The organism is Pelagibius sp., assembly GCF_965227505.1.
Lineage (GTDB): Bacteria > Pseudomonadota > Alphaproteobacteria > Kiloniellales > Kiloniellaceae > Pelagibius.
In genome coordinates, this window is record NZ_OZ245757.1 from 4566773 (window position 1) to 4592472 (window position 25700).

The 25700-nt window shown below is 67.3% G+C and carries 22 protein-coding genes; 10 read left to right on the forward strand and 12 right to left on the reverse strand.

Going from position 1 to position 25700, the window contains the following annotated elements:
• Positions 1-35 precede the first annotated feature (35 nt).
• Positions 36-1427 carry a phenylacetate--CoA ligase family protein gene (locus tag ACO06P_RS21480; protein ID WP_420347275.1) on the forward strand — a complete coding sequence of 464 codons (1392 nt, stop codon included), beginning with the start codon at positions 36-38 and terminating at the stop codon, positions 1425-1427.
• Here the strand turns inward: ACO06P_RS21480 and ACO06P_RS21485 are convergent.
• From ACO06P_RS21485 to ACO06P_RS21500, 4 genes are all read right to left on the reverse strand, one after another.
• Complete coding sequence (locus ACO06P_RS21485; protein WP_420347276.1) at positions 1424-2362, reverse strand: DMT family transporter; 939 nt, start codon at positions 2360-2362, stop codon at positions 1424-1426. The genes ACO06P_RS21480 and ACO06P_RS21485 overlap by 4 nt on opposite strands.
• Positions 2363-2453: 91 nt before the next feature.
• Positions 2454-3284 (reverse strand): ferritin-like domain-containing protein, encoded by an 831-nt coding sequence (locus ACO06P_RS21490; protein WP_420347277.1) that lies wholly within the window; start codon positions 3282-3284, stop codon positions 2454-2456.
• A 99-nt stretch (positions 3285-3383) separates the two neighbouring features.
• Positions 3384-3845, reverse strand: a complete 462-nt coding sequence (bcp, locus tag ACO06P_RS21495; RefSeq protein WP_420347278.1) for a thioredoxin-dependent thiol peroxidase — start codon at positions 3843-3845, stop codon at positions 3384-3386.
• A 115-nt stretch (positions 3846-3960) separates the two neighbouring features.
• Positions 3961-6951, reverse strand: coding sequence for a bifunctional [glutamine synthetase] adenylyltransferase/[glutamine synthetase]-adenylyl-L-tyrosine phosphorylase (locus ACO06P_RS21500; protein WP_420347279.1), 2991 nt, complete (start codon positions 6949-6951; stop codon positions 3961-3963).
• A gap of 157 nt (positions 6952-7108) precedes the next feature.
• Between ACO06P_RS21500 and ACO06P_RS21505 the strand changes: the two genes are divergently transcribed.
• Positions 7109-10468: an AsmA-like C-terminal region-containing protein gene (locus tag ACO06P_RS21505; protein WP_420347280.1), complete on the forward strand. Its 3360-nt coding sequence runs from the start codon at positions 7109-7111 to the stop codon at positions 10466-10468.
• A gap of 12 nt (positions 10469-10480) precedes the next feature.
• On the opposite strand, the gene tyrS is transcribed toward ACO06P_RS21505, so the two are convergent.
• A complete protein-coding gene (gene tyrS, locus ACO06P_RS21510) occupies positions 10481-11734 on the reverse strand; it encodes a tyrosine--tRNA ligase (protein ID WP_420347281.1) in 1254 nt (417 codons plus the stop codon).
• A gap of 195 nt (positions 11735-11929) precedes the next feature.
• On the opposite strand from tyrS, the gene ACO06P_RS21515 reads away from it, so the two are divergent.
• Positions 11930-13045, forward strand: a complete 1116-nt coding sequence (locus ACO06P_RS21515; RefSeq protein ID WP_420347282.1) for an anhydro-N-acetylmuramic acid kinase — start codon at positions 11930-11932, stop codon at positions 13043-13045.
• Positions 13046-13104: 59 nt separating this feature from the next.
• On the opposite strand, the gene ACO06P_RS21520 is transcribed toward ACO06P_RS21515, so the two are convergent.
• Positions 13105-13770, reverse strand: coding sequence for an alpha/beta hydrolase (locus ACO06P_RS21520; protein ID WP_420347283.1), 666 nt, complete (start codon positions 13768-13770; stop codon positions 13105-13107).
• A gap of 327 nt (positions 13771-14097) precedes the next feature.
• Between ACO06P_RS21520 and cysE the strand changes: the two genes are divergently transcribed.
• From cysE to ACO06P_RS21550, 6 genes are all read left to right on the forward strand, one after another.
• Entirely contained in the window at positions 14098-14865 is a 768-nt protein-coding gene (gene cysE / locus ACO06P_RS21525; protein WP_420347284.1) for a serine O-acetyltransferase, read from the forward strand.
• A 57-nt stretch (positions 14866-14922) separates the two neighbouring features.
• The gene (locus ACO06P_RS21530; RefSeq protein WP_420347285.1) at positions 14923-15411 is read left to right on the forward strand and encodes an Rrf2 family transcriptional regulator; all 489 of its coding nucleotides are present in this window, start codon (positions 14923-14925) and stop codon (positions 15409-15411) included.
• Positions 15412-15469: 58 nt separating this feature from the next.
• Positions 15470-16567 (forward strand): cysteine desulfurase family protein, encoded by a 1098-nt coding sequence (locus tag ACO06P_RS21535; RefSeq protein ID WP_420347286.1) that lies wholly within the window; start codon positions 15470-15472, stop codon positions 16565-16567.
• A gap of 11 nt (positions 16568-16578) precedes the next feature.
• A complete protein-coding gene (locus ACO06P_RS21540) occupies positions 16579-17787 on the forward strand; it encodes an IscS subfamily cysteine desulfurase (RefSeq protein ID WP_420347287.1) in 1209 nt (402 codons plus the stop codon).
• Between the two features lie 70 nt (positions 17788-17857).
• Positions 17858-18187, forward strand: a complete 330-nt coding sequence (locus ACO06P_RS21545; protein ID WP_420347288.1) for a ferredoxin family 2Fe-2S iron-sulfur cluster binding protein — start codon at positions 17858-17860, stop codon at positions 18185-18187.
• 93 nt (positions 18188-18280) lie between these two features.
• Positions 18281-18628 carry a hypothetical protein gene (locus ACO06P_RS21550; RefSeq protein ID WP_420347289.1) on the forward strand — a complete coding sequence of 116 codons (348 nt, stop codon included), beginning with the start codon at positions 18281-18283 and terminating at the stop codon, positions 18626-18628.
• A gap of 36 nt (positions 18629-18664) precedes the next feature.
• Here ACO06P_RS21550 and ACO06P_RS21555 read toward each other — a convergent pair whose 3' ends face one another.
• The 4 genes from ACO06P_RS21555 to ACO06P_RS21570 all read right to left on the reverse strand — a co-directional run bounded on the left by ACO06P_RS21555 (position 18665) and on the right by ACO06P_RS21570 (position 22539).
• Positions 18665-19309, reverse strand: a complete 645-nt coding sequence (locus ACO06P_RS21555) for a CatB-related O-acetyltransferase (RefSeq protein ID WP_420347290.1) — start codon at positions 19307-19309, stop codon at positions 18665-18667.
• Positions 19310-19445: 136 nt separating this feature from the next.
• Positions 19446-20342: a LysR substrate-binding domain-containing protein gene (locus ACO06P_RS21560; protein ID WP_420347291.1), complete on the reverse strand. Its 897-nt coding sequence runs from the start codon at positions 20340-20342 to the stop codon at positions 19446-19448.
• A 405-nt stretch (positions 20343-20747) separates the two neighbouring features.
• Complete coding sequence (locus ACO06P_RS21565) at positions 20748-22025, reverse strand: adenylate/guanylate cyclase domain-containing protein (protein ID WP_420347292.1); 1278 nt, start codon at positions 22023-22025, stop codon at positions 20748-20750.
• A gap of 25 nt (positions 22026-22050) precedes the next feature.
• Positions 22051-22539, reverse strand: a complete 489-nt coding sequence (locus ACO06P_RS21570; protein ID WP_420347293.1) for a DUF302 domain-containing protein — start codon at positions 22537-22539, stop codon at positions 22051-22053.
• Positions 22540-22652: 113 nt separating this feature from the next.
• Between ACO06P_RS21570 and ACO06P_RS21575 the strand changes: the two genes are divergently transcribed.
• Positions 22653-24047, forward strand: coding sequence for an alpha/beta hydrolase family protein (locus ACO06P_RS21575; RefSeq protein ID WP_420347294.1), 1395 nt, complete (start codon positions 22653-22655; stop codon positions 24045-24047).
• Here the strand turns inward: ACO06P_RS21575 and ACO06P_RS21580 are convergent.
• On the reverse strand, positions 24034-24645 hold the full coding sequence (locus ACO06P_RS21580) for a TetR family transcriptional regulator (protein WP_420347295.1): 612 nt from the start codon (positions 24643-24645) through the stop codon (positions 24034-24036). The two genes, ACO06P_RS21575 and ACO06P_RS21580, sit on opposite strands and share 14 nt — an antisense overlap.
• Entirely contained in the window at positions 24642-25655 is a 1014-nt protein-coding gene (locus ACO06P_RS21585) for an aldo/keto reductase (RefSeq protein ID WP_420347296.1), read from the reverse strand. The genes ACO06P_RS21580 and ACO06P_RS21585 overlap by 4 nt, the downstream gene beginning before the upstream one ends.
• Positions 25656-25700: the final 45 nt, after the last annotated feature.

Genomic DNA, 25700 nt, shown 5'->3' on the forward strand with positions numbered 1-25700 from the left:
GTGACGCTGTAAAGGGACCGAAGGGAGCCCAGGGCATGGCGCAGGAGAGGGTCGGCGTTCCAAGATCCTCGACGCCGGGGATCGTCAGCCCGGCCATTCCCGGGCGCATGGCTTCCCTGCTGCTGTCCGTCCTCTATCAATTCGACCAAACCCAGTGGCTGACGGCGGAGGAGCTCTTCGCCCATCAGGCAAGGCAGCTCCGCCTCTTGTTCTCCCATGCGGCCCGCACGGTCCCCTTCTATGGGCGCCGCTTTGCCGAGGCCGGTGTCGATCCCGAGGCCGAGGTCACGCGGAGCACCTTGGAGCGGCTGCCGATCCTCAGACGCGCCGACCTGCAGGCCGCGGGCGAGGCGATCACCACCACCACGCTGCCCAGGTCGCACGGCAAGATGCATCAGATCGAAACCGCCGGCTCCACCGGCCCCGCCCTGCGCCTCTCCGGCACGGAGGTCACCAAAGTCTTGTGGCGTGCCTGCGTCATCCGCGAACACCTCTGGCACGGCCGCGATCTCGGCGGCAGGCTTGCCGCCATTCGCTGGACGCGACAGGGCGTGGCCATGCCGCCGGAGGGTGCCCACGGCGACAGCTGGGGTCCGGCTTCCGGGGCGGTCTACCCGACCGGGCCGGCGGCGCTCCTGAATGTCATCAGCGAACTGCCGGATCAGGCCGCCTGGCTCACAAAGGAAGCGCCGGACTATCTGATCTCCCTGCCGTCAAACCTGATGGCGCTGGCCGGGCATTGCATCGCGCGCGGTATCCGCCTGCCGCAGCTGAAGCAGGTCATGAGCGTCGGCGAACCGGTAAACGATCAGACGCGCAGGTTGGTGCGCGAGGCCTGGGGCGTCCCGCTGAAGGACTCCTACAACAGCGAGGAAGCCGGATACCTCGCCATCCAGTGCCCGCTCCACGACGTCCATCATATCCAGTGCGAGAACGTTTTCGTCGAGGTGGTGGACGAAGAGGGCAGGGCCTGCGGTCCGGGAGAAGTCGGCCGCGTGGTGGTTACACCGCTCCACAACTTCGCAACGCCGCTGGTTCGCTACGACCTCGGCGACTATGCGGAAGTCGGTGCCCCCTGCGCCTGCGGGCGCGGTCTGCCGGTGTTGACCCGGATCCTGGGCCGGCGGCGCAACCGTCTGCGGTTGCCAGGCGGCGCTGCGGTGTTTCCCGATTTCGGCGATCATCGCGCTTACCAGGCCATCGCCAATGCCGTGCAGCGGCTCCGGTTCGTCCAGCGCAGCATCGATGAAATCGAGTGTCTCATGACCGTCTCCGCACCGCTGGTGCCGGAGCAGGAAGAGCAGCTGCGCGCGCTCGTCCTCCGCAACCTGGGCCATCCCTTTCGCGTAACCTTTACCTCTTTGGACGAGATGCCGCCCGGTCCTCGCGGAAAGTCCGAGGTCTTCATGTCGGAGGTGGCCGGTTAGGCGCCCGCCTTGCGTGTCGCCAGATAGATCCCGGGCAGAACCAGGGCCGCCCCCAGCAGATGGTAGAGCTGCAAGGTCTCCCCCAGGATCAGAAAGGCCAGCACCCCGTTGTAGAGGGGGATCAGATACATCAGCAGGCTGGTGGGGCCGGCGCCGAGGCTGCGTTGCACCAGGGCATAGACCTGGTAGGCGCCGAAGGAGGCGAAGACCGCCAGGAAAGCGACGATCAGGAAGCTGGTGGTCGTGAGGGGCGGCAGGTCGCCGCTCAGCCCTTCAGCGACGGTGAAAGGCAGGAGAATGAGAATGCCGCCGCCGCTGATTGCCGCGAAGCGCGCCATCAGCGGCAGGATCGAGGGCCGGTGGCGCAGCATGACCGAGTACACCGCCCAGGCAATCATCGCCGCCAGGGTCCAGAGATCGCCGTCGGCGAACTGAAGGTTGGCCAGAACGCCTAGATCGCCACGGCAGATGATCGCAAGAACGCCGGTCAGCGAGAGTGCGATGCCGACGGCCTGCAGCGGCGACACCGTTTCGCCGTAGACCATGCGTGCGATCAAGACGATGAGGATCGGGGATGCGGCGTAGATGAGGCCGATGTTGGTGGCCGTCGTCGTGTCGGCGGCGATGTAGACAAAAGCCCCGCAGACGCCCATGCCAAGCGCGCCGAGGACCAGCAGGTCGCGCCACTCATGCAGCACGGCTGCGCGGTGCTGCCAGAGCGTTGCGGCGGTAAAGGGCATCAGCAGCGCCAGGGTGCAGGTCCAGCGCCAGAAGGCGAGGGCGACAGGCGGAAAGAGGTCGTGGGTTGCGCGCGCCGTCAGCATGTTCGATGCGAAGAGCGCCGGGGCGATGAACAGCAGGACAAAGGCCAGTTGCCGCTCGCTGAGACCCAGCAGCCGGGGCGCCGGCCGCGTGTTGCTGTCTTCCCCTGCCATGACCCCAACAGCCCTAGCGGGTTCAGCTTCCGTGGTCAAACGCAGCCGAGACAGGTCTGTCATGCAGATTTGGGGGAGAGCCCCGGGCGGCTTAGAGTTCCGCGAGGGCGGTGTAGAAGTCGGGCGGCAGGTTGGCCCGCTGGCGCGCGTCCTCGTTGAACGGGGGCTTCAGCTGGCCCTTGAAGTGGCGGCGGACCAGGCGTTGCCAGGTTTCGCGCGGGGCGCTGCCGTCACGCTTGCAGAGGTGATCGAACCAGCGCTTGCCGATCGCCACATGACCCACTTCGTCGCGGTAGATGATCTCCAGCACCGCGGCGCTGCGGTGATCGTCGACGGCCTTCAGCTTGGCGATCATGGTGGGGGTCACGTCCAGGCCGCGCGCCTCCAGAACCAAGGGTACCACCGCGAGGCGTGCGAGCAGATCGCCGGCGGTGTCTTCGGCGGCCTGCCAGAGGCCGTCGTGCGCGGGCAGGTCGCCATAGCGCCCACCCAGCTCTCCGAGCCGCTCCTCGAGCAGCAGAAAGTGCTTTGCTTCCTCCTCCGCGACGCGCAGCCAGTCGTCGTAGAAGGCCGCCGGCAGGTCTTCCTCCGGGAAGCGGGCGACGATGTCGCAGGCCAGATCGATGGCGTTCAGCTCGATGTGCGCCAGGGCATGGAGCAGCGCGAAACGCCCGGCGGTGCCCCGGTTGATCCGCCGCCTGGGCATGTCGCCGGGGCGTTTCAGGTCCGGTTTGGCGGGCCGCGCCGGCCGCGCCGGCGGCACGACCCGGCGGCCCCTGTCATCGATGCGCCCCTCTGCCCAGTCCGCCGCCATCGCACGCGCGCGCTTCGCCTTGCCGGCAGGCGTTGCCTCCGTCAGCACGGCGACCGCGCAGGCGGTGAGGCCATTTACGGTCGGGCCATTTGCAGTCAGGCCATTCATAGGGACGGCTGGCGGCATCGGCACACTCGGTCGCTGGTTACCGGGCTGTCGCCGGCGGCGGCCTGAAAGAGGAGGCCCCGACGCCGCTGAGCCAGGTGGTCAGAGCGCCTGCGCCGCCTCCAGCACCGCATCGACGTGGCCCGGCACTTTTACCTTGCGCCATTCGCCGCGAACAACGCCTTTCTCGTCGATCAGGAAGGTGGCGCGCTCGATGCCCATGTACTTCTTGCCGTACATGGACTTCTCGACCCAGGTGCCATAGGCCTCGCAGACGCTGCCGTCTTCATCGGAGGCCAGAGTGAAGGGCAGATCGTGCTTGGCCTTGAACTTGTCGTGCTTGGCCACGCTGTCCTTGGAGACGCCGATAACCACGGCGTCGAGCTTCGAGAAGTTCGGAAAGGCATCGCGGAAGCCGCAGGCTTCCTTGGTGCAGCCCGGCGTATCGTCCTTGGGATAGAAGTAGAGCACGACCTTGTGGTCCTTCAGATCCTTCAGCGCAATATCGCCGCCGCCATCCGTCGGCATCTTGAAGTTTGGTGCCTTCTTCCCGACTTCGACCATTCGCAGAGTCCTCCTGAATACGGTTCCGACCGATTGCATCTTCGACGCCTAAAGATCGTGCGCTTGACGGCAAGGTCAAGACCGTGGGCGCAATGAACGCTGCGACGTCCGGCTTTCAGGGAACGACGGCGCGATCGGGCTCCTGCAGGGCCGGGGGCGCCGGGCCGTCGATGGTTTCGACGAAGACCTGATGCAGCCAGGACAGCGTGGCTGTCAGGCGTTCGCGCAGCGCAGGGAAGGAGTCCATGCCCGTGCTGGCGGCCAGGGCCTCCTGCAGGGCCGGAGAGAGGCTGTCGGCGTCGAAGGCCGGCCCGACGGTCAGGCGCAGAGCCTCCTGCACCTGGCGCAGAAAGCGGGTCGCCTCGATCAGCCGGCTTGCGAGGTCGGCGTCCAGCACGCCGGCCTCGGCCAGGTTGGCGAAGGCCTGCTGGGTGGCGGTGGCGAGCACCTGCGGATGCTGTGCGGCCTCCCGCAGCTGGAGGTACTGGGCCAGAAACTCGGCATCGATCAGACCGCCGGCGGCATACTTGATGCTCCAGATCGACTTTGCCGGGTGTTCCTTGTGCAGGCGCCGGCGCATCGCCGCCACGTCGGCCAGCAGCGCTGCGGGGTCGCGCGGGCGGGTCAGGATGTGGCGCAGGCTCTCCGTCACCCGATGGCGGAAGTCCTCTGGCCCCGCCACCACGCGGGCCCGCGTCAGCGCCATGTGCTCCCAGGTCCAGGCCTGCTCGGCGTAGTAGCGTCTGAAGCTGGAGAGTGAGGTTGCGATCGGGCCGGCGTTGCCCGAGGGGCGCAGCCGCATGTCGATCTCATAGAGCGTGCCTTCGCCGGTCTGCGCCGTCACCGCGTTGATCAGCCGCTGGGCCAGCCGCGCATAGTAACGCGGCGGGTCCAGGGGTTTGGGGCCGTCCGACTGCCCGTCTTCGGGAGGCAGTTCGTAAAGCAGGATGAGGTCGAGATCGGAGGAGACGGTCATCTCGCGCCCGCCCATCTTGCCCATTGCGACGACGGCCAGACTCGAGCCTGCCAGATAGCCGTGGTTGCGGGCCAGGTCGTCCATGACCGGCCGATAGAGGGCTCTCAGGGCCGCGCCGGCGATTTCGCTGAGCGCCCGGCCGTTGTCGTCGACCGTTCCCTTGTGCCGCAGAATGTGGACGCCCACCTGAAAGCGCCGGTCGTTGGCCCAGCGCCGGGTCAGGTCCAGAACGTCCTGCAGGTCCTGGGCATCGGTCAGCGCTTCCTGCAGTTCATTGTCCAGCGTCTCGGCGTCGGGCAGCGGATCGAAGAAGTCGCCCGCCAGGACCGCTTCCAGCAGCGACGGACGGCGGGCCAGCCGCTCTGCCAGCAGCGGCGCCGAGCCCATGACCTCGGCGACCAGTTCCAGAAGCCGGGGGTTGTTGCCCAGCAGCGAGAAGATCTGCACCCCGGCGGGCAGGCCCGCCAGAAAACTGTCGAACTTCACCAGGGCCTGGTCGGGTTCCCGGGTCTTGGCCAGAAGGTCCAGGACCGTCGGCACCAGTTCCGTCAGCAACTGGCGGCTGCGGGTGGAGCGTACCGCCCGGTAGCGGCCGTGATGCCAGCCGCTCACCACGCTCCAGACCCGCGCAGGGTCTTCGAAGCCCAGGCCTTTCAGGGTCGCCAGGGTCTCCGGGTCGGCCTCACCGCCGGTGAAGACCAGATTGCCCGGCCCGGACAGCGAGGGGGATTCCTCGAAAAGGTGGGCATAGTGGTCTTCCACCAGCCGCAGCCGCGCCAGAAGATCGTCGCGAAACTGCGCCGGATCGGGGTATCCCAGGAAGACCGCCAGCCGGTCGACGGCCTCGTCGTCCTGGGGAATGGTGTGGGTCTGCTGGTCCTCGATCATCTGCAGACGATGCTCGAGCCGGCGCAGAAAACCGTAGGCTTCGCAGAGGGCCTCGGCCGTCGCCGGCTCGACATGGCCGCGCTCCGCCAGGGCCGCCAGGGCCTCGGTCGTCCGGGGCGTGCGCAGGCTGGGCTCCCGCCCGCCCCAGATGAGCTGCTGGGTCTGGGCGAAGAACTCGATCTCGCGAATGCCGCCGCGGCCCAGTTTCACGTTGTGGCCGTTCACCGCGATGACCGAGCCGCCCTTATGGGCGTTGATCTGCCGCTTGATCGAGTGGACGTCCTGAATCGCCCAGAAATCCAGGTGTTTGCGCCAGACGAAGGGGCGCAGTTCGGCCAGGAAGCGGGCGCCGAGGTCGAGATCGCCGGCCACCGGCCGGGCCTTGATCATCGCCGCGCGTTCCCAGTTCTGTCCCATGCTCTCGTAATAGGTCAGCGCGGCGTTGATGCGGATGGCCAGCGGCATGGCCCCGGGGTCCGGCCGCAGGCGCAGATCTGTGCGGAAAACGAAGCCATCGGCGGTGCGCTCGTCGAGGGCGCGGAGCAGATCGCGGGTCAGGCGCACCATGCCCTGCTGAACGCCGCGGCTGTGGCGATAGTCGATCTTTTCGGGGTCGAAAATGACGATCAGGTCGATGTCGGAGGAGTAGTTAAGCTCCCGGGCGCCGAGTTTGCCCATGCCGAGCACCGTCAGGCCGCAGTTGGCGGTACGGCTTTCCGCCGCTCCGCCGATCTCCAGCTCGCCGCGCTGGACTGCCAGAGCCAGAAGGCCGCAGAGGGCCGCATCGATCGCCGCATCGGCCAGGTCGGACAGCGCCCGGGTGACCGTTTCGACGTCCCAGAAGCCGGCGATGTCGGCATAGGCCACGGCAAAGGCGACCCGGCGCCGCTGGCGCCGCAGAATCCCCATCAATTCCGCTTGATCGGTGCAGCCTGCGGCCTTGCTTTTGAGGTCTTCTAGGGCTTTCCTGAGGACCCAATGCGGCCCATAGTTTAAAACGTCAGCGAGCAGCCCGATATCAGCAGTAAGACATTGGCTGAGGAATGGCGAGTTTGCGAAAATCGTGTCCAGCAGGCGCGTGCCGCCGGGGGTCTGATCCAGTTGGCTGAGAAAGTCCTGATGAGCAGGATCGGCGGAGCCTTCAATCTGCGCGCGCCATCGCTCGAGCCATGCCTCGCCCGATGAGGGCCGCAGGGCGCCGGGCAGGGCGGACGGCTCTGGCAGATAAGGGAGTTTAACCATCTCACAACGCTCGTTCAGCGATCAGACTGCGGAATGCGGTCCAGCCGGTCAAGGGCCGGCGCCCGCGTCCGCCGACAGTCCTGATTCGGCAACGGCGGTCAAGAAACCGGGTTCCGGCAAGCGTGGCGGGCGTCGGCCGTCGCGCCGCAGCCGGACAATGCGCATCTGCGTGGAGCTCTGCGGCGGGATTATCGCCGCTGCGGTCCTCATCGTCGCGGTCGCCGTCTGGCGCCTGTCCGAAGGGCCGGTTCAAACGGGCTTTCTCACCCCCTACCTGGAGCGGGCCTTCAGCGAGGCCGGGGGCAACAGCATTGAAATCGGCGAAACCTTCCTGGTCTGGGACGATCGTTCTAGGGATCTTGTCCTACATGCGGCGGATATCGCCGTCCGGGATCCGGAGGGGCGGCGTATCGCCTCGCTGCCGGAGGTGGCCTTCGAACTGAGCAGCAGCGCGATGCTCCAGGGGACCGTGGCACCCCGGCAGATCGAGATCATCGCGCCGCGCATTCGGCTGTTGCGCTCGGCGGAGGGGGAGATCAGCTTCGGCGGCGATGCCGGCAGCCTGGAACTGCCGGAGGGCACGCAAGGCGGCGTGGAAGATCTGGTCACCGATGCCGGGCCCGGGGCAGGCGGGAATGACGAGTCCCTCGTGCTGGGCGGGATCGTTCAGGAGCTGCTCGCCGACCGCAGCGCCGAAAACCCGCTGTCTTTTCTGAATGAAGTGCGCATTCGCGACGGCCAGATCTTCGTACGGGACGACCTGCTGGGTCTCTCCTGGGCGGCGCCGGCCGCCGACATCTCCCTGCGGCGGGACATCGTCGGCCTCGCCGGCGATATCCGGCTGGGCTTCGTGGGCAATCGCGATCCGGCGACCCTTGATGCCGCCTTCCTGTTCGACAAGCGCGATCAGGTCGTCGACTTCGCGGCGGGCTTTTCGGACATCAGCCTGGAGGCCCTGGCCGCCGTGCTGCCGATCCTGGCCCCGGTCGGCGGCGTGACATCGCGCATCAGCGGTTCCGTCGCAACCTCGGTCTCCCTCGACGGCAGCATCGGTCAGACCGGGTTCGAGATCCGTGGCCTGGCCGGCACCTTGAAGATTCCCGGGGTCGAGATGGAGCCCCTGCCGGTGCGCGACCTGACCATGCGCGGGCGCTACGACGATGCCGACCAGCGCTTCGATCTGGACGAGGCCAGGGTAAGCCTGGGCAGCGAGGATGTGGCGGGCCCTGTCCTCTCGCTTTCGGGCGTGTTCGACTACGAACCGCAGACCGGCGGCGACTGGATCATCGACGCCGAGGCCAGGCTGGAGGATGTGCCGCTGGCCGATCTTGCGCGCTACTGGCCCGAGTCGGTCGCCGACGGCGCGCGGCCCTGGGTGACCGAAAACGTGACCGCGGGCACCGTGGCCGCCGCAACGGCGAAGGTCGAGATCCAGGTTCCCGACGGCGACTTCGCGGCGACAGACCTTGTCAGCCTCAACGGCGATCTGCAGTACCGCGATCTGACCGTTCACTATCTGCGCCCCCTTCCGCCGATCGAAAACATCGACGGCACCGCCACCTTCGACTCGGAAAGCCTGCGCTTTGCGGTCGCTTCCGGATCGCTGCTGTCGCTTGCCGTGGGCCAGTCCACGGTCGAGATCACGGAACTCGGCAAGGCAGACCCGCAGCGCGGCCTCTATGAGCGGCTCACCATCGACACCAGAGCCGCGGGCGCGGTGGCCGATGCCCTGGCCATCGTCGACCACCCGCGCCTGGCGCTGCTTTCAAAGCTCGACATGTCGGCGGAGGGCAGCGGCGGCACCTTTTCGGCCGACCTGGGCTTCCAGTTCCCGCTGGCCAAGGCGCTTTCCTTCGAGGACATCGCCCTGCAGGTCGACGCCAACGTCCAGGACGGCGCCCTGCGCAACGTCTTGCTCGGCCAGGACATGACCGGCGGCCGCCTGGCCTTGCAGCTTGACACCAACGGCATGGAGATTGCCGGTCCCCTGAAGCTTGGCGGCGTTCCGGTGAGCATGCGCTGGAAAGAGAGCTTCTTGGACGACCCCAAGGTGCGCACGGTGCTGGAGGCGGAGATTCCCCGCATCGTGGACGAGGAGCGCGCGCGCTTCGGCCTGGACATCGGCGATATCGTCGTGGGTCCGCTTTCCGCCAACGTTTCGATGATATCGGCGATTGAGGGCCTCTGGACCCTGGAAGTCGCCGCCGACCTGTCCGAGACGACCATGGAGCTCGAGGAGATCTCCTGGAACAAGGATGCCGGTGTGGAGGCCAGTCTGCGCCTGGAGGTCGCGCTCGACAATCAGGGGCCCGTGGCCTTCAACAATGTCGTGCTGCAGGCGGGTGATCTGGTTGCCCGCGGCCAGGCGCGGCCCGGTCCCGACCGCGAAGGGATCGGCTGGATGCGTTTCGAGCGCCTCGCCTTTGGCCGCAGCGACCTGCAGAACGTCGTTGTCGAGCAGAGCGACGGCACCGTTGCAGTTGCGGTCGAAAGCGGCGTGCTCGACGTGCAGCCCTTTGTCGAAGATGACGAGAAGGACGCACCGCAACAGCTGGCAGAGGCGCGGCAGGACCCTGCGGACCGCAACGCCGGGGCGGAAAATCCCCGGGAGTTCGTTCCCCTCTCGGTGCGGGCGCCGAACCTGGAGCGTCTCTACTTCTTCGATGACCGGCGTCTGGAGCAGGTCAATCTGGAACTGGTGCGGAGCCGTGAAGGCTGGGAGACCATCCGGCTGTCGGGAAGCATCCCCGAGCAATACTGGTCGCCGCGGGAGACATCGGATGAGCCCTCGGACCAGGAGCCCGGTGCCGATGGCGCACAGCCGCCCGTCACCCTGGATCGGCGCTATCTGCAGTTTTCCCTGGCGCCCGATGCCTCCAGCAACGGCCTCCGCCTGCTGGCCAGGAGCGACGATCTGGGTGCGCTCCTGCGGGCAACGAACATCACCGACACCATCGTCGGCGGCACGATCCGGATTCTCGGGTCGAGCGCCGGGCCGACTCCGACGCATCCGATCAATGCCAAGGTGGTGGCGCGGGATTTCGTGATGGTCGAGGCGCCTGCACTCGCCAAGCTGCTGACGGTCGCCTCCTTCACCGGCGTTCTCGATCTTCTGCGCGGCGACGGTATCGGCTTTTCCGGTATGGACGGCGAGTTCGTGCTGGACGATGGCGTTGCGACCACCGAACTGATGCGGATCTACGGCCCCGCCCTCGGTCTTACATCGAGGGGAAAGATCGACTTTGACGACGACGTCATCGATCTGACCGGCACCGTGGTCCCGGCCTATTCGGTGAACAGTTTCATCGGCAACATTCCCCTGCTGGGGCCGCTGCTTACGGGCGGCGAGGGCGAAGGCCTGATCGCCGTCGTCTATGGAGTCAGGGGCCGCGTCGAAGACCCGGAGGTCAGCGTCAATCCGCTTTCCGCCCTGACGCCGGGTTTCCTGCGCAACATCTTCAACACCGGCCCGCAAAGCGACGACTTCGAGGCCGTGCCGGAACGCATCGACCGCTAGCGGACGTCTCGGTCAAACGACGCGCAGCAGAACGTGGCGCTTCTTGCCGGCCGAAAGCTTGATCACACCATCTGCGTCGCGATCCTGCAGGCTGACACTCTGCAGCTCGTCCCGGATCGGCACGTCGTTCAGCCGTCCGCCGCCGCCCTTGATCAGGCGGCGGGCCTCGCCGTTGCTGTTGGCGAGTCCGGCCCGGCGCAGCAGCTCGTAGGCCGGCACCCCGTCGCTGAGTTCGCCCTGCGGCACCTCGATGGAGGGCAGGCCCTCGGCACTGCGGCCTTCCTCGAAGGTCTGGCGGGCGGTCTCTGCGGCTTCGGCCGCTGCCGAAGCGCCGCGGCAAAGGGCGGTCGCGGCGTCGGCGAGGGTTTTCTTGGCCTCGTTGATCTCCGAGCCTTCCAGCGCCTCCAGGCGGGCGATCTCATCCAGCGGCAGTTCGGTAAAGAGGCGCAGGAAGCGGCCGACGTCGCCGTCCTCCGTGTTGCGCCAGTACTGCCAGTAATCGTAGTGCGACAGGCGGTTTTCGTTCAGCCACACGGCCCCGGCCGCGGTCTTGCCCATCTTTGCGCCTGAGGCGGTTGTGATCAGCGGCGTGGTCAGACCGAAGAGCGCGCGCTGGTCGATGCGCCGCCCCAGTTCCACGCCGTTGACGATGTTCCCCCATTGGTCGGAGCCGCCCATCTGCAGTGTGCAGCCGTGCCGCCGGCCCAGTTCGAGAAAGTCGTAGGCCTGGAGGATCATGTAATTGAACTCCAGGAAGGTCAGCGGCTGCTCCCGGTCGAGGCGCAGCTTGACGCTGTCGAAGGTGAGCATGCGGTTGATGGTGAAGTGCGGGCCGATGTCGCGCAGGAACTCGACGTACTCCAGCCGGTCCAGCCAGTCCGCGTTGTTCACCATGATCGCGCCGGTGGGGCCTTCCTCGAAGCTCAGCAGGTTCTCGAAGGCGCGCCGGATGCCGGCGATGTTGGCGTCGATCTGTGCGGCGCTCAGCAACTGGCGCGACTCGTCCTTGCCCGAAGGATCACCCACCTTGGTGGTGCCGCCGCCCATCAGCACGATCGGCCGATGGCCGGTCTTCTGCAGCCAACGCAGCATCATGATCTGGACCAGCGAGCCGACGTGCAGGCTGTCGGAGGTGGCGTCGAAGCCGATATAGGCGGTGACGGGCCCTTCCAGCGCGCGCTGATCCAGCGCCTCCATGTCGGTGCACTGGTGGATGAAACCGCGCTCCTGGAGAACGCGGAGAAAGTCTGAACGGAGGGCCGTCATTGTGCTAACCAGGGTCTTGGCGTTATCGGGATCGTTACGATTTCGGCGGTACCTTGCCGCAGCACCTTGCCGCGGGCGCAGGCATTTAACACAATCGGGACCGTTTCACAATTTGCCGGCATCGCGGAGCTTTCCCGCGCTGAAGAGCCGGATTGCGGAACTGCCGGGTTGCATGAAAGCGAGGACCCTCGAGCCATGGCTTCCACCACCGATCTGCCCTGGGCCCTGGGCCTGATGAGCGGGACCTCCCTGGACGGTATCGACGCCGCGCTGATCCGCAGCGACGGACTGACGGCAGTGGCGAAGGGTCCCTCCCTGTCCTGGCCCTACGACGCCGAGATGCGCCGTGGCCTGCGCTCCGTCCTGGGCGGGCAGGGGCCGGTGGCGGCGGTGGAGCGGGCGCTGACGCTGAAGCATGCCGAAGCGGTGCGGGCGCTGCTTCGCGAAGCCGGGCTCGGTCCGGCGGACGTCCGGGTGATCGGCTTTCACGGCCACACCATCCTCCACCGTCCGGAGGAGGGCAGGACCTGGCAGATCGGGGACGGGGCCTTGCTGGCGGAGGAGACCGGCATCGACGTGGTCTCCGACATGCGCAGCCGGGACGTTTCCCTCGGCGGCGAGGGCGCGCCCCTGGCGCCGCTCTATCAGGCGGCCCTGGCCGCCGAACTGCCGCGGCCCCTGGCCGTTGTGAACATCGGCGGCGTCGGCAACGTCACCTGGATCGGCAGCGGCAACCTCGCCGCGGCGGACGAGACATCGCGTGAAGCCCAGGTGCTGGCCTTCGACACGGGCCCGGGCAATGCGCTGATCAACGACTGGGTCGAGTCCCACCTGGGCGAGCCGCTGGATAGGGACGGCGCCCTGGCCAGGTCGGGCCGGACGGACGCGGCGGTTCTGGCGGCGCTGATGGACAACCCCTACTTCGATCGCCGCCCGCCGAAGTCCCTCGACCGCGACGACTTTTCCATGGCCCCGGCACAGGGGCTGTCGCTGCAGGACGGCGCGGCGACCCTGACGGCCTTCACCGCCGCGTCCATCGCCGCTGCCAGGACCTGGTTCCCGCAGCCGGTGGACCGCTGGCTGATCACCGGGGGCGGGCGCCACAACCCGGCCCTGATGGCCGCCTTGTCCGAGCGGCTCGAGGCTGCCGTCGATCCGGTCGAGGCGGTTGGCTGGCAGGGTGATGTGCTGGAGGCCCAGGCCTTCGCCTACCTGGCCCTGCGCTCGCTGGAGGGTCTGCCGCTGACGGTGCCGGGCACCACCGGGGTCCGCGAACCGGCGAGCGGCGGCGCGCTGCACATCGCCGCCTGAAGGCGGCGCGTCCAAAACAGGTAAACTACCCAAACAGAGGGGTTACCCAAACAGGGGGGCTAGCGGGCGGCGGACTTTGTTTCCTCTGGGGTCACGGCCTTGCTGAGGTAGTCGTTCACGTGACCCTCCAGGAGTTCCATCTCGTCCTGGTAGTAGTGGCCGGCGCCCGGCACCACGCGGTAATCGATGGTGATGCCGCGCTGCGAGGACAGCTTGGTCACCAGCTTTGACACCGCAGCCTCCGGCACCACGTCGTCCTTGTCGCCCTGAATGATCAGGCCGGAGGAGGGGCAGGGCGCCAGGAAGCTGAAGTCGTACATATTGGCAGGCGGCGCCACGGAGACGAAGCTGCTGATCTCGGGCCGCCGCATGAGCAGCTGCATGCCGATCCAGGCGCCAAAGGAAAAGCCGGCGATCCAGCAGCCGGCGGCGCTCTGGTTGTAGCTTTGCAGCCAGTCCAGCGCCGCCGCGGCATCGGAGAGTTCGCCCTCGCCGCGGTCGAAGCTGCCCTGGGACCGTCCGACACCGCGGAAATTGAAGCGCAGAACCGAGAACCCCTGGCGTACGAAGGCGTGGAACAGGGTGTAGACCACCTTGTTATTCATCGTCCCGCCATGCTGCGGGTGGGGGTGCAGCATCAGCGCGATCGGCGCACTGGCCTGCTTGCTGTGGTGGTAGCGTCCTTCAAGACGGCCTTCCGGCCCGTTGAAGATCACGTCAGGCATAGACCTCTGGTTCCCTATCTTCTTATCGCACGGCGCGCCGCAAGGCACCGCAGGCCGGTCGTTCTGATGGTTAGAAGCTGGCGTGGCGGGTCCGGGGGGACGTTCGGATAACCTTCCTAGCGCATCGGATATTCATCGTCCTGAACCTCAACAGATTCCAAAACCCGTTGCTGTCCGCTGATTTCCTTACGGGTCAATACTTGACCAATTTACTCAGGCTTATTATGTTTCAGGTTGTTGCAGCATCCGGTCGGATCGGCGCATCATCTGCCCCCCAGTCCGCACAGGGCGGCAAAGGGCCGCGATCATAGCACGATGGGCAAAGCCATGTTCAAGTCTCTCAGGTCCGAAGTCGATGCGACCATGCAACGCGATCCGGCGGCGCGCTCCCGCCTTGAGGTGGTGCTCTGTTACCCCGGATTTCAGGCCATCATGCTGTATCGCCTGTCCAATGCCTGCTGGCGTCGGGGCTGGCATCTGATCGGGCGCTGGATCTCCGCCGTGGCGCGCATCCTGACCGGGATCGAGATTCACCCGGGCGCGACCATCGGCGACCGGTTCTTCATCGACCACGGCATGGGCGTGGTGGTCGGAGAGACGGCCGAGATCGGAGAGGACGTGACCCTTTATCAGGGCGTGACCCTGGGCGGCGTGTCGCCCAGCGTCGACAGCGAGAGCCAGCGCAACACCAAGCGCCATCCTACGCTGCGCGATGGCGTGATCGTCGGATCGGGTGCGCAGGTGCTGGGGCCCATCACGGTCGGGCGCTGTGCGCGTGTCGGGGCAAACGCTGTGGTGACCAAAGACGTGGCGGACTGCGCCACTGTGGTCGGCATTCCGGCCCGCGCCGTGCAGACGCAAAAGGCGCCCGAACCCGCCAAGGCCCCCTTCGTGGCTTACGGCACGCCCACCGGCAACATTCCCGACCCCGTCGCGCGCGCCCTCGACGGGCTGCTGGACGAAGTGCAGAGCCTGCGCGCGCGGGTCAACGCGCTCGAAGGCGGCGCTTCGGACACGGGCAACGGCAGCAAGCTGGCCGACAGCGGCGACGAACGCGATGACGAGACTTCAGAGACGGCCGAGGGCAAGTGCTGACGCCCTTAGAACACTGATACCTGGCGCAGGCCAAGGGTCGGAGAAAGGAAAGCGCAAGTGAAACTGAGCACCAAGGGCCGCTACGCGGTGATGGCGATGTGCGACCTGGCAACCCATGCCGAGGGCAAACCAGTAGCCCTGGCCGATATCGCCGAGCGTCAGGAAATCTCGCTCTCCTACCTGGAGCAGCTCTTCGCCAAGCTGCGGCGCGGCGGTCTGGTGAAGTCGGTGCGGGGCCCCGGCGGCGGCTATCTGCTGGCCCACAAGGCGGCCGATACCCGGATCTCGGACATCATTCTGTCCGTCGACGAGCCGATCAGGGCCACGCGCTGCATGCCCGGCCAGCCGATCGGCTGTCGCGGCAATCAAAGCCGCTGCCAGACCCACGATCTCTGGGAGGAGCTCGGCAACCAGATCTATCTTTACCTTTCGTCGGTGACCGTCGAGGATGTCACCGCCCGCCGCATCCTGGGCACCAGCGGTGTGATGCCCGGCGGCTGTGGTGCCGAGGACGTGTCCCCCTTGCTGGCCGAAGCGGGCGAGTGACCCCGCGGCAGCGTCACCGGACGGGCGCACCGACACGGATACCCCGGCACAGAAGCTTATGACCGCCTACCTGGACTACAACGCCACCGCGCCGCTGCGGCCCGAGGCCCTCACCGCCATGACCGAGGCCGTGGCCGCACCGGGCAACCCCTCCTCGGTGCATGGCGCCGGGCGCCGGGCCCGCGGTTTCGTGGAGCGCGCAAGAGAACAGGTGGCCCGTCTGGCGGGTGCCGAGCCGTCCTGGGTGATCTTCACCTCAGGCGGCACGGAAGCCAACAACACGGCGCTCGGCGGGCTGGGCGACAGGGTGATTGTTTCCGCCGGCGAGCACGATTCCGTCCTCCAGGCGGTGCCGGAGGCGCAGCGTCTGCCGCTTCGCCCCGATGGCCGCGTCGACCTTGCCGCGCTGGAGACTGCGCTGGCGGAGGCGCCACGGGGCGCTGTGGTTTCGGTGATGCTGGCCAACAACGAGACCGGTGTCCTCCAGCCCATCGAGGCGGTGGTGGAACTGGCGCGGGCGGTCGGTGCCCGGGTGCATTGCGATGCCGTGCAGGCCGCCGGCAAGCTGCCGCTCGACATGCGCGGACTGGGTGTCGACTGCCTGACGCTTTCCGCTCACAAGCTGGGTGGGCCGCCGGGGGTGGGCGCCCTCATTTGCCGTGACGATCTTCCCCTGGCCCCGCTGTTGCGCGGCGGCGGGCAGGAACGCCGGCGCCGGGCGGGAACGGAAAACCTGCCGGGCATCGCCGGCTTCGGGGCGGCCGCCGAAGCGGCCCTCCGCGACCTGCCGCGCTTCGCGGAGGTCGGGCTTCTGCGCGACCGGCTGGAAGCGGGGGTCCGCACGCTGGCGCCGGACGCCGTTGTCTTCGGGGCGGAGGCGGAGCGGCTTGCGAACACGAGCTGCCTTGCCGTCGCGGGTTTGTCGGCGGAGACCCAGATCATGGCCCTCGACCTCGCCGGGGTCGCGGTCAGCGCAGGCGCGGCCTGCTCCTCCGGCAAGGTGCAGCCCTCCCACGTCCTGACGGCCATGGGTGCCAGCGCTGCCGAAGCGGCCTCGGCCATCCGCGTCAGCCTGGGCTGGCAGAGCACCGAGACCGATATCGACCGGTTTCTGGCCGCCTGGGGTGATCTCTATCGCCGCAGTCAGGCGGCCTGAGGCGGATGCCCATGCGCAAGGATCAAGAGACCGGAAACCGGGGGGCCAACCGCTCCGTCCAGCCGGTCTATCTCGACAACCAGGCAACGACGCCGACCGACCCGCGGGTCGTCGAGGCCATGATGCCGTTCTTTACCGAGCGCTTCGGCAACCCGCACTCGACCGGCCATGCCTACGGCTGGGATGCGGAGGAAGCCGTCGAACAGGCGCGCGCCGAAGTGGCGGCGCTGATCGGTGCTTCGCCCCGCGAGATCGTCTTCACCTCCGGGGCCACGGAATCCAACAATCTGGCGATCAAGGGCGCGGCCCGCTTCCACCGCGACCGCCGGCCGCAGGTGGTGACCTGCACTACCGAGCACAAGTGCGTTCTGGAGAGCTGCCGCCAGATGGAGCGCGAGGGTCACAGCGTCACCGTCCTTGCGGTGCAGCCCGACGGGCTGATCGATCTCGACCTGCTGCGGGAAACGGTGACCGAGGAGACCGCCGTCGTCTCCATCATGGCGGTGAACAACGAGATCGGTGTGATCCAGCCGCTGGCGGAGATCGCCGCCATCTGCCGCGAGAAGGGCGCCTATTTCCACTGCGACGCGGCCCAGGCGGTCGGCAAGATCCCGCTGGATGTGACCGCCACCGGGATCGACCTGCTGAGCATCTCCGGCCACAAGGTCTACGGCCCCAAGGGCATCGGCGCGCTCTACGTGAGGCGGCGCCCGCGCGTCCGTCTGGAGCCGCTGATCGACGGCGGCGGCCAGGAACGGGGCCTGCGCTCCGGCACCCTGCCGACGCCGCTCTGTGTCGGCCTGGGCGTGACGGCGCGCCTGGCGGCTGAGGAGATGGCGGAAGAGACTGCCCGGATTTCGGGCTTGAAGGACCGGCTGCTAGAGGGCATTAGACGCCGCCTGGACGGCGTGCGGGTGAACGGCCATGCCGAGCAGCGCATCGCCGGCAACGTGAACCTGGCGTTCGAGGGGGTCGATGCGGAGGCCTTGCTGCGGGCGACGCCGCGGCTCGCGCTCTCGACCGGATCGGCCTGTACCTCGGCCTCGGTCGAGCCGTCCTATGTGCTGCAGGCCCTGGGTCTGCCGGAGAAACTGTCGCGCGCGTCTTTGCGGATCGGGATCGGACGCTTCACCACCGAGGTTGAGATCGACGTGGCGATCGAGGAACTCGTGAACAAGGTGCGCGCCTTGCGCGCCGAGGGCAGCCAGGCCGCGGAGTAGCCAAGCCGCGGGACAACCGCGGGGCCCGGGCCGGCGCGTCGTATGATTTGGAGAATGGGAGCAGGGTTTTATGCCGAAGTTGGTGTTCATCGAGAAGGACGGTAACCGCAAGGAGGTCGATGCCCCCAACGGCCTTTCGGTGATGGAGATCGCCCATCGTTTCGATGTCGATATCGAAGGCGCCTGCGAGGGCTCGCTGGCCTGCGCCACCTGTCACGTCATCGTCGAAGAAGGATGGTACGAAAAGCTCGGTGAGCCTTCGGAAGACGAAGAGGATATGCTGGACCTGGCCTTCGGCCTGAAGCCCACCTCGCGGCTCGGCTGTCAGATTGTCATGAACGACGACCTCGACGGCCTCGAGGTGGAACTGCCAAAGGAAGTGAACAACATACTCGGTTGAGGCCGGCCGTCCGGTGCGGGACCGGCAGGCTTGGCCCGCGAGACCGATCCGAACCTCTGCGGAGCGGCGTGATCCTTCCCTGAGGGTGATGCAATGGAAGAGACAAAGATAACGGCCAAGCTGCCACATCTGGACGTGGAGATTACGCGGCGCGACCTGCCGGAGGAGAACGCCGAGACCATCACCCTGCGCATGACCGCCGTGCCGTCACTCGGTGCTTTTGCCGATCATCTGGCAAAGCAGGGCAGCCTCCCGTTTTTGTCTCTGGTCGCGGCATCCATGATGAATCCCTGGTCCAATCCCTGGTCCAATCCCTGGGCAAACCCCGTGCTCATGTGGACGCGGCTGACCCAGGCGGCCTGGGCGCCATGGATGCAGCAGATGGCGCCCCTGCTGCCGCAGGAGCGCGATGACGACAGCGGGCGGCGGACCGAAGACTGAGGTCGCGCGAAGCCCGCGCCGGGCGCTGACGGCGGATCACCGACCCATCTGCAGCGCCGCCGCTTCCAGGGCCTCAAGATTTCCCGAGACGATGTTCCTGGCCTGCGCGGCAATGTCCGCGGCCGGCCAATCCCACCAGCGTAGCGCCAGAAGCCGCGCGATGGTGCCTTCCGGCAGGCGCAGGCGCACCACCTCCGCCGGGTTTCCTGCGACCACCGCATAGGGCGGCACGTCGCGCGTCACCACCGCTTCGGCGGCAATGACGGCGCCGTCGCCCACCGTCACGCCCGGCAGCAGGGTCGCCCGGTGGCCGATCCAGACATCGTTGCCGACAAGCGTGTCGCCGCGGTGCGGCCAGGCCTCCGGCGCGGCCTCCGCCCAATCCCCGCCGAAGACCGAAAAGGGATAGGTGGACAGCCCCTCCGTCGCGTGACTGCCGCCGTTCATGATGAAGGTCGCGCCGCTGGCGATGGCGCAGAAGCGCCCGATGATCAGCCGGTCCCCGACAAAGGGGAAAAGGTAGCGCACGTTGCGCTCGAAGCTCTCGGGATCGTCGAAGTCGTGATAGTAGCTGAAGTCGCCGACCTCGATCTGGGGGTTCTCGACCACGGCCTTGAGGAAGACGACGGAGCGGTCTCCGGCGATGGGAAAGCGGGTAAGGGGATCGGGCGCTGCGGCCATGACGGCTTCCTTGGATCGTTTTCTTCGGGGGATCGTCTTCTTCGGGGGATCGTCTTCTTCGGGCGGATCGTTTTCTTCGGGCGGATCGTTTTCTTTAGGGGGATCGTCTTCTTCACGGCGACTGCGGCATCGCGCGCTATGGCCCGGGTGCAGGTGCACGTGCCGTTTCAGAGAGAACCCAATCCCTGAACTTGCGCACCCGGGGGTCGGCAAGCCGTTCGTGGCGATAGACCAGATAGTAACCCCGGCCCGTCGGCACCGAGAGGTCGAAGGGCTGGACCAAGGTGCCGGATGCGAGTTCCTGATCGACGTAGCCGGAGTAGCCGAGCATCAAGCCTTCGCCGGCAAGGGCGGCGGTGACCGCCATCGAGTAGTCCATGAAATGCAGCTGGCGCGATGGCTCGAAGCCGGCGATGCCGGCGGCTGCGAACCAGAGATCCCAGTCGTCGTAGGCATCGCGAATGATGATCTGCCCGGCCAGTGCTTGCGCAGGCGAGCGTCCGGCGATCTTCTCCTGCAAGGCGGCGGTGCAGACCGGTGAGACGGAGAACTCCAGAACCGGTTCCACCTCGGCGTCGGTCCACTGACCATCGCCGTAGCGCAACGCCAGGTCTGCCTCGCCGGCCTGCAGGTCGACGACCCGGTAGGTGCTGAGGATCGCGGTGTCGATATCCGGGTACTGCGCCCTGAAGCGGTGGAAGCGGGGCATCAGCCAGCGCATGCCGATCTCTGACGTCAGGCTGATGGTCAGCGGACGGGCGGCGTCGCGGTCCAGAAGATCGGACGTCGCTTGCGCCAGCCCGGCAAAGGCATCCTCGACGGCGCCGCGGTAGCGGCGTCCCGCATCGGTGAGGGAAAGCCCCTTTGGCGACCGCTTCAGGAGCTGCACGCCCAGCTCTTTCTCCAGGCCACGGATCCGGTGGCTGACGGCGCTGGCGGTGATGCCGAGGAAGTCCGACGCGGCGGCCAGGGTCCGCAGCCGGGCGACGGCCTCGAAAGCCTGGATGCCTCTCAGCGAAGGGAGCGGACGCATAGCTGATCTTTGATTGAAGAAACTTCAATAGCTATCGCAGTCTTCGCGTTTGATTGTCAAGAAGAACCGGCCAATTCTGTTTCCATGTTCAGAAATTTATTCAAGCTGCTCGGGCGCGCGGCGGAGCCGGCCCAAGCCCGACCGAAAACCCCGCCGAGGGGCGATCTGTCGAGACGCCTCATGACGCTGCTGATCAGCGGACCGGCTGGCGGAACCGACCCGGTGATTCACAGGTTGCTTCTGGACGGCGTAGCGCCGCCGCCGGTCTCGCGCCGGCCAAGTCGCCAGCGCAAGGAGACTGCGGGGCCCCAGATCGCCATGCCCGCTACGGCCACCGGGTGCTGCCGGTCTCGATCCGTCTGCCCCGACGCACTGCGGTGACAGTCGGTGCACAAGCGGACGCTGTCATGTGGCGAGGGTGAAAAGCTCGTGTGGTTCGCGCACGCCCCGCAGCGCGTGAAACCCCAGGGAGACGAGGTCTGTGGCGCTCTCGCCCGCGCTGTCGCGCAGGGTGCTCGAAATCAGAACGTTGCGGTTCAGCGGCCGGCACAGCGCCTGAACGCGGCTGGCTTCGTTGACCGCCGGACCCACGACCGTGAAGTCCAGGCGCTCGCTCGCGCCGATATTGCCGTAGAGCACCTCGCCCAGATGCAGCGCAAGGCCGAAGTCCATCACCGGCTTGCCCGCTGACCGGCGCGCGTCATTGAAGATGGGGAAGCTGTCGCGCAACTGCGCGGCAGCCGTGAGGGCATCCCTGCAGACGGTGGCTTCGTCGCGGCCGGTCAGGTTGAAGGTCGCGAGCAGGCCGTCGCCCATGAATTTCAGAATCTGCCCATGGTTCTCATGGACCGGCCTTGCCATGGCCTCGAGATAGTCGTCGAGCGTTTCCATGAGAACGTCGCGCGGCAGGCTGTCGGTCAGCCGGGTGAAGCCCCTGAGGTCGGAGAACCAGATCACGGCCCGGATGGCCTCGGCCGTGCCGCGCTCGATTGCGCCGGTGAGCACGCGGTGACCCGCATCCTTGCCCAGGTAGGTTTCGATCACCGTGCTGGCGACGTCGTAGGTGAGGCGGGATTTCACGGCCAGTGCGAGATAGGGCAGGGTCTCGCCGAGCTGTATCAGATGCCCTTCGTCGAAACCCTCGGGCCGGTCGCTGGCGCAGGAGAAGAAGACCCCGTCGAGCGCCTGGCCGTGAACCGGCGGAAGGTCATGTTTGCGCGCGCCTTCCGCCATGGCTTCGCGGTCCGCGGGCCGGTAGGGGATGATCCAGGCCGCATAGTCTATCAGGCCTTCCTTGCGCAGATCCTCGAAGATCGGAAACTCCTCCGGCTCATTGCTGTCGATCCGCCGGCGCAGCGCCGTCAATCCCCGGCTGCGCATGTAGTAGACCGGACTGCGCAGATACTCCTGGCGGCTCATCACCGAACGCTCGCGCGGTGTGTACTCGATGGCGCCTGCGCCCGGCCGCCAGAGGAAGGTATGCGCGCCGTAGCGGGGATGCAGTGTGCCCATGCCCATCATCGCCCGCTTCATGGGAAAGCCGGCCTCGTAGATCTGCTGGCAAAAACCGGCAAGCTGCTCGTCCAGCGGCAGACCCTGCATGCCCCGGTCGACAAGCCAGCGACCCAGGCCGTCCAGATCGAGCGTCGCCGCCTTGGATGCCTCTGATGTCTTCAGGCTCATGTCTGCCCCTGTCTTGGTTGTCGGCCTATCTCGCGGTTGCGTCGGCGGCGATTGTCGCAAAGATCGCGTCGAGTTCCTCAGCCAGAGTCTTAAGGGCTTCACCGCCGTCCGCATAGGGCGCGAAGACCGCGCTCGGTGTTTTGTAACTGAGCGTCGCGCTGCCGTCTTCGTTCTCGGTCACATAGTAGCGGATCGGCGCTTCGATGCCGGCGGCAAGGCTGGCCTCCAGCATGCGCACGGCATAGTCCGGACGGTAGACACCGATCACGGTGTTTCCGGGGATGGTTTTGTTCAGCACGCGCTTTGCGCCCAGGGTTGCGCTGGCACGAGAGACCAGGCCCATCTTGTTGGCTGCGATGGCTGTCTCGAGCCGCTCCACCAGGGCGGCGTAGCTGTGTTCGGTCTCCAGAATCCGCCATCCCGGCAGGCGCTCTGCGTCAAGGTCGGCCTGCGCGGGCGGCGCGGCAATGGCCAGGACACCTGCGAGAGCGATGGCGGCGAGGGCGTTGCGCATGGGCGGTGGTCCTTCTCCGGGTCGGTGCGACGGGCCCACTCTATCCTTCTGCGATGGCGGTCGTTGCGTAAATTCCCTGTGAATTGGGCCTCCAGCGTCTATGCTCGCGCGCCATGACCGCAATCGATTCGCGCCTGCCGATGCCGAGCCGCAATCCGCTTGACTGGGACCCCCTGGGCAACCTGGTCATGCGGCCCTGGTACGACCGCTGCGCCCTTCACCTCGTGGCGCGCTGGTACCTGCCCCTCTCACGCGCCTGGGCGGCGGCTCTGACCTACGGTGAAGACGAGGATCGCTTTGCCGAGGCTGTGGGTCTGGACCGCTTTCCCGATGGCTGGACCGGCAGACGCCTGCGCCGCGCCATCGCAGGGGCTCTAAGGCAGAGGCAGCGCCATGCGGTGGCGGATGATCACTGGCGCTCCGCTTTCTTCGGACAGGCCGTTCCCCTGGACCGTGAACTGGTTGAAGCGGAACAGACACGCATCGCGGCAGCCAACGCCCTGATGGCCACCCGTTTCGGATTCCTGGGCATCCGCGGCCGCAGTCACGCCGTGGCCTGGCAGGTGCCGGCGCCGCCCGATCAGGATCACCTCGCCGCGCAGCGGGGCAGTGCCGGAACCTGCATCGCCGCGCTCCTCGATGGTGAGGCAGCCCTGCCCGAGGTCGAAGCCTCCCATCCAGTGCCCGGTCCCTTCGGGCAGGAGCGCTGGTTGCGCTTCGCCTCGCCGGGTCTCGATGGTGATACCGCCTGGGCGCGGGTCTTCGAGCCGGAAGACGCCGAGGGCGCACCCACCTTCATCAACCTTCACGGCATCGGCATGGAGCTCGATTTCTGGAAGGGCACCATCGATCATACCGCCAGCCTCACGCGGCAGGGTCTGCGGGTTATCAGGCCGGAGGGGCCGTGGCACGGTCGGCGACGGCGCGCCGGGTTCTATGGCGGCGAGCCGGCCATGGCGCTCGGGCCGGAGGGTTTTCGTCAGCTCTTTGCCGCCTGGGGCGCGGATGTTGCGGTGCTTGTCGACTGGGCGCGGCGCAATGGCAGCGGGCGGGTTGCCCTCGGCGGCGTCAGCCTCGGCGCCCTGACCAGCCAGTTGACGGCTGTTGCCGCCGCCGCCTGGCCGGAGCGGCTGCGTCCCGATGCGCTGATCCTGGTGGCGACCAGCGGCGATCTTCTGGACATCGCCCTGGGTGGCAGCCTGTCCCAGGCGGTGGGCTTCGGATCGGCGCTTCACCGGGCCGGCTGGAGCGATGCGGATCTTTCCCGCTATGTCCCGCTGCTGGAGCCGCGCGGCGCCCCGGTCATGCCGCCGGAGCGGATTGTCATAGCTCTGGGCGAGGCCGACACCGTCACGCCCTTTGCCGGCGGCCTTGCCCTGGCGCGGCGCTGGGCCGTGCCGCCGGAGAACCTCTTCATCCGCCGGCAGGGACACTTTTCGGTTTCCCTGGATCTCAGCCGTCAGCCGCAGCCGTTGAATCGTCTGATCGAGATCCTTACCCGCTCTTAGGGGCTGTTCCCTGCGCGTCGGCGGTGAGGCCGGCCATCACGAGCCGCCAGAGGGCGTCGAAGTCGTCTTCGATGCCCGGCCGCTGCCAGTCTCCGGCGTGGACCGGGTGATGAAAGCGGACCGTCGCCTGAAACACCGCCCGGGCGGCCCGCTGTGGATCGTCGACGCTCAAGGTCCCCTCGGCGATGCCGTCGGCGATGATCGCCGCCAGCTGCGCGATGAGGTCTTCGATGTGGTCCTGGATCACCGTGCCGGCATCCTCGACGAGGGCGTGATAGGTGGCGAAGAGTTCCGGGTCCTCCAGCACCTTGCGGCGCTTGACCGCCATCAGGGTGTCGAACCAGCGGCGCAGGCGCTGCGGTGCCGGGGCGCGGTCGGCCATGACGTCCTGCAAGGGTTCGGAGACGCGGTGTAGCCAGCGCGCGGCCACGGCCTCGCGCAGCGCCGACTTGCTGGGGAAGTGGCGGTAGATGGTGCCGTGGCTGACGCCGAGCGCCCGAGCCACATCGACCACCGTGGTCTTGGCCGGCCCGTAGCGGCGGAGCACCTGCTCCGCCGCATCGAGAATGCGCTCCGCTGTCAGTACCGCTTCGGTCATACCCCTGGCGCCGGCGTCCTTTCGCTGTCGAGGATGGCCATCTGATCGGCGGCGTAGCGATCCCCCGCCGCCGCCTGCGGCCCCACTGCCTCTTCTATACGGGCCAGATCGCTTTCTGTCAGGTGCAGATCGAGGGCGCTCAGCGCTTCGTCCAGCCGTTTGCGCTGGCGCGCGCCGATCAGGGGCACGATGTCGTCGCCGCGCGCCAGCACCCAGGCGATGGCCAGCTGCGCCACGGTGACCGAGCGCTCCCAGGCGAGGTTGCGCAGCGTCTCCACCAGGGCAAGGTTGTGGTCCAGGTTCTCGCCGTGGAAGCGCGGCAGGTGGCTGCGGAAGTCCCTGGCCCCGGCGCTGCGCTCCGGCGACCAGTGGCCGCTGAGGAGGCCGCGGGACAGCACGCCATAGGCGGTGACCCCGATGCCCAGTTCGCGGGCGGTCGGCAGGATGTCCTCCTCGATGCTGCGGCTGAGCAGCGAGTATTCGATCTGCAGGGCGGTGACCGGGTGCACCGCCTGGGCGCGGCGCAGGGTCTCGGCCCCCACCTCCGAAAGCCCGATGTGGCGGACGTAGCCGGCCTTCACCATCTCGGCGAGGGCGCCCATGGTGTCCTCGATCGGCACCGCCGGGTCCAGGCGGGCCGGCTGGTAGAGATCGATGGTGTCGGTCCCCAGCCGCTGCAGGCTGTAGGCCAGCGCCGTCTTCACCGCCGTGGGGCGGCTGTCGAAGCCGATGAAGGCGCCGTCGGGAGTGCGCTGGGCGCCGAACTTTACGGCCAGGAAGACCCGCTCGCGCCTGCCGCCGGCCAGGGCCTCGCGCAGCAGCAGCTCGTTGTGGCCCATGCCGTAGAAGTCGCCGGTGTCGAGCAAGGTGATCCCGGCTTCGAGGGCCGAGTCGATCGTGGCGAGGCTCTCCTTGCGGTCGGCGGGGCCGTAGAAGTCCGACATTCCCATGCATCCCAGCCCCAGGGCCGAGACCGCCGGACCGTTCTGTCCGAGTTGACGCGTCAGCATTGCCTGTACCTCCTGTTCGATGATGGCAGTCCGATAATGGAGGGA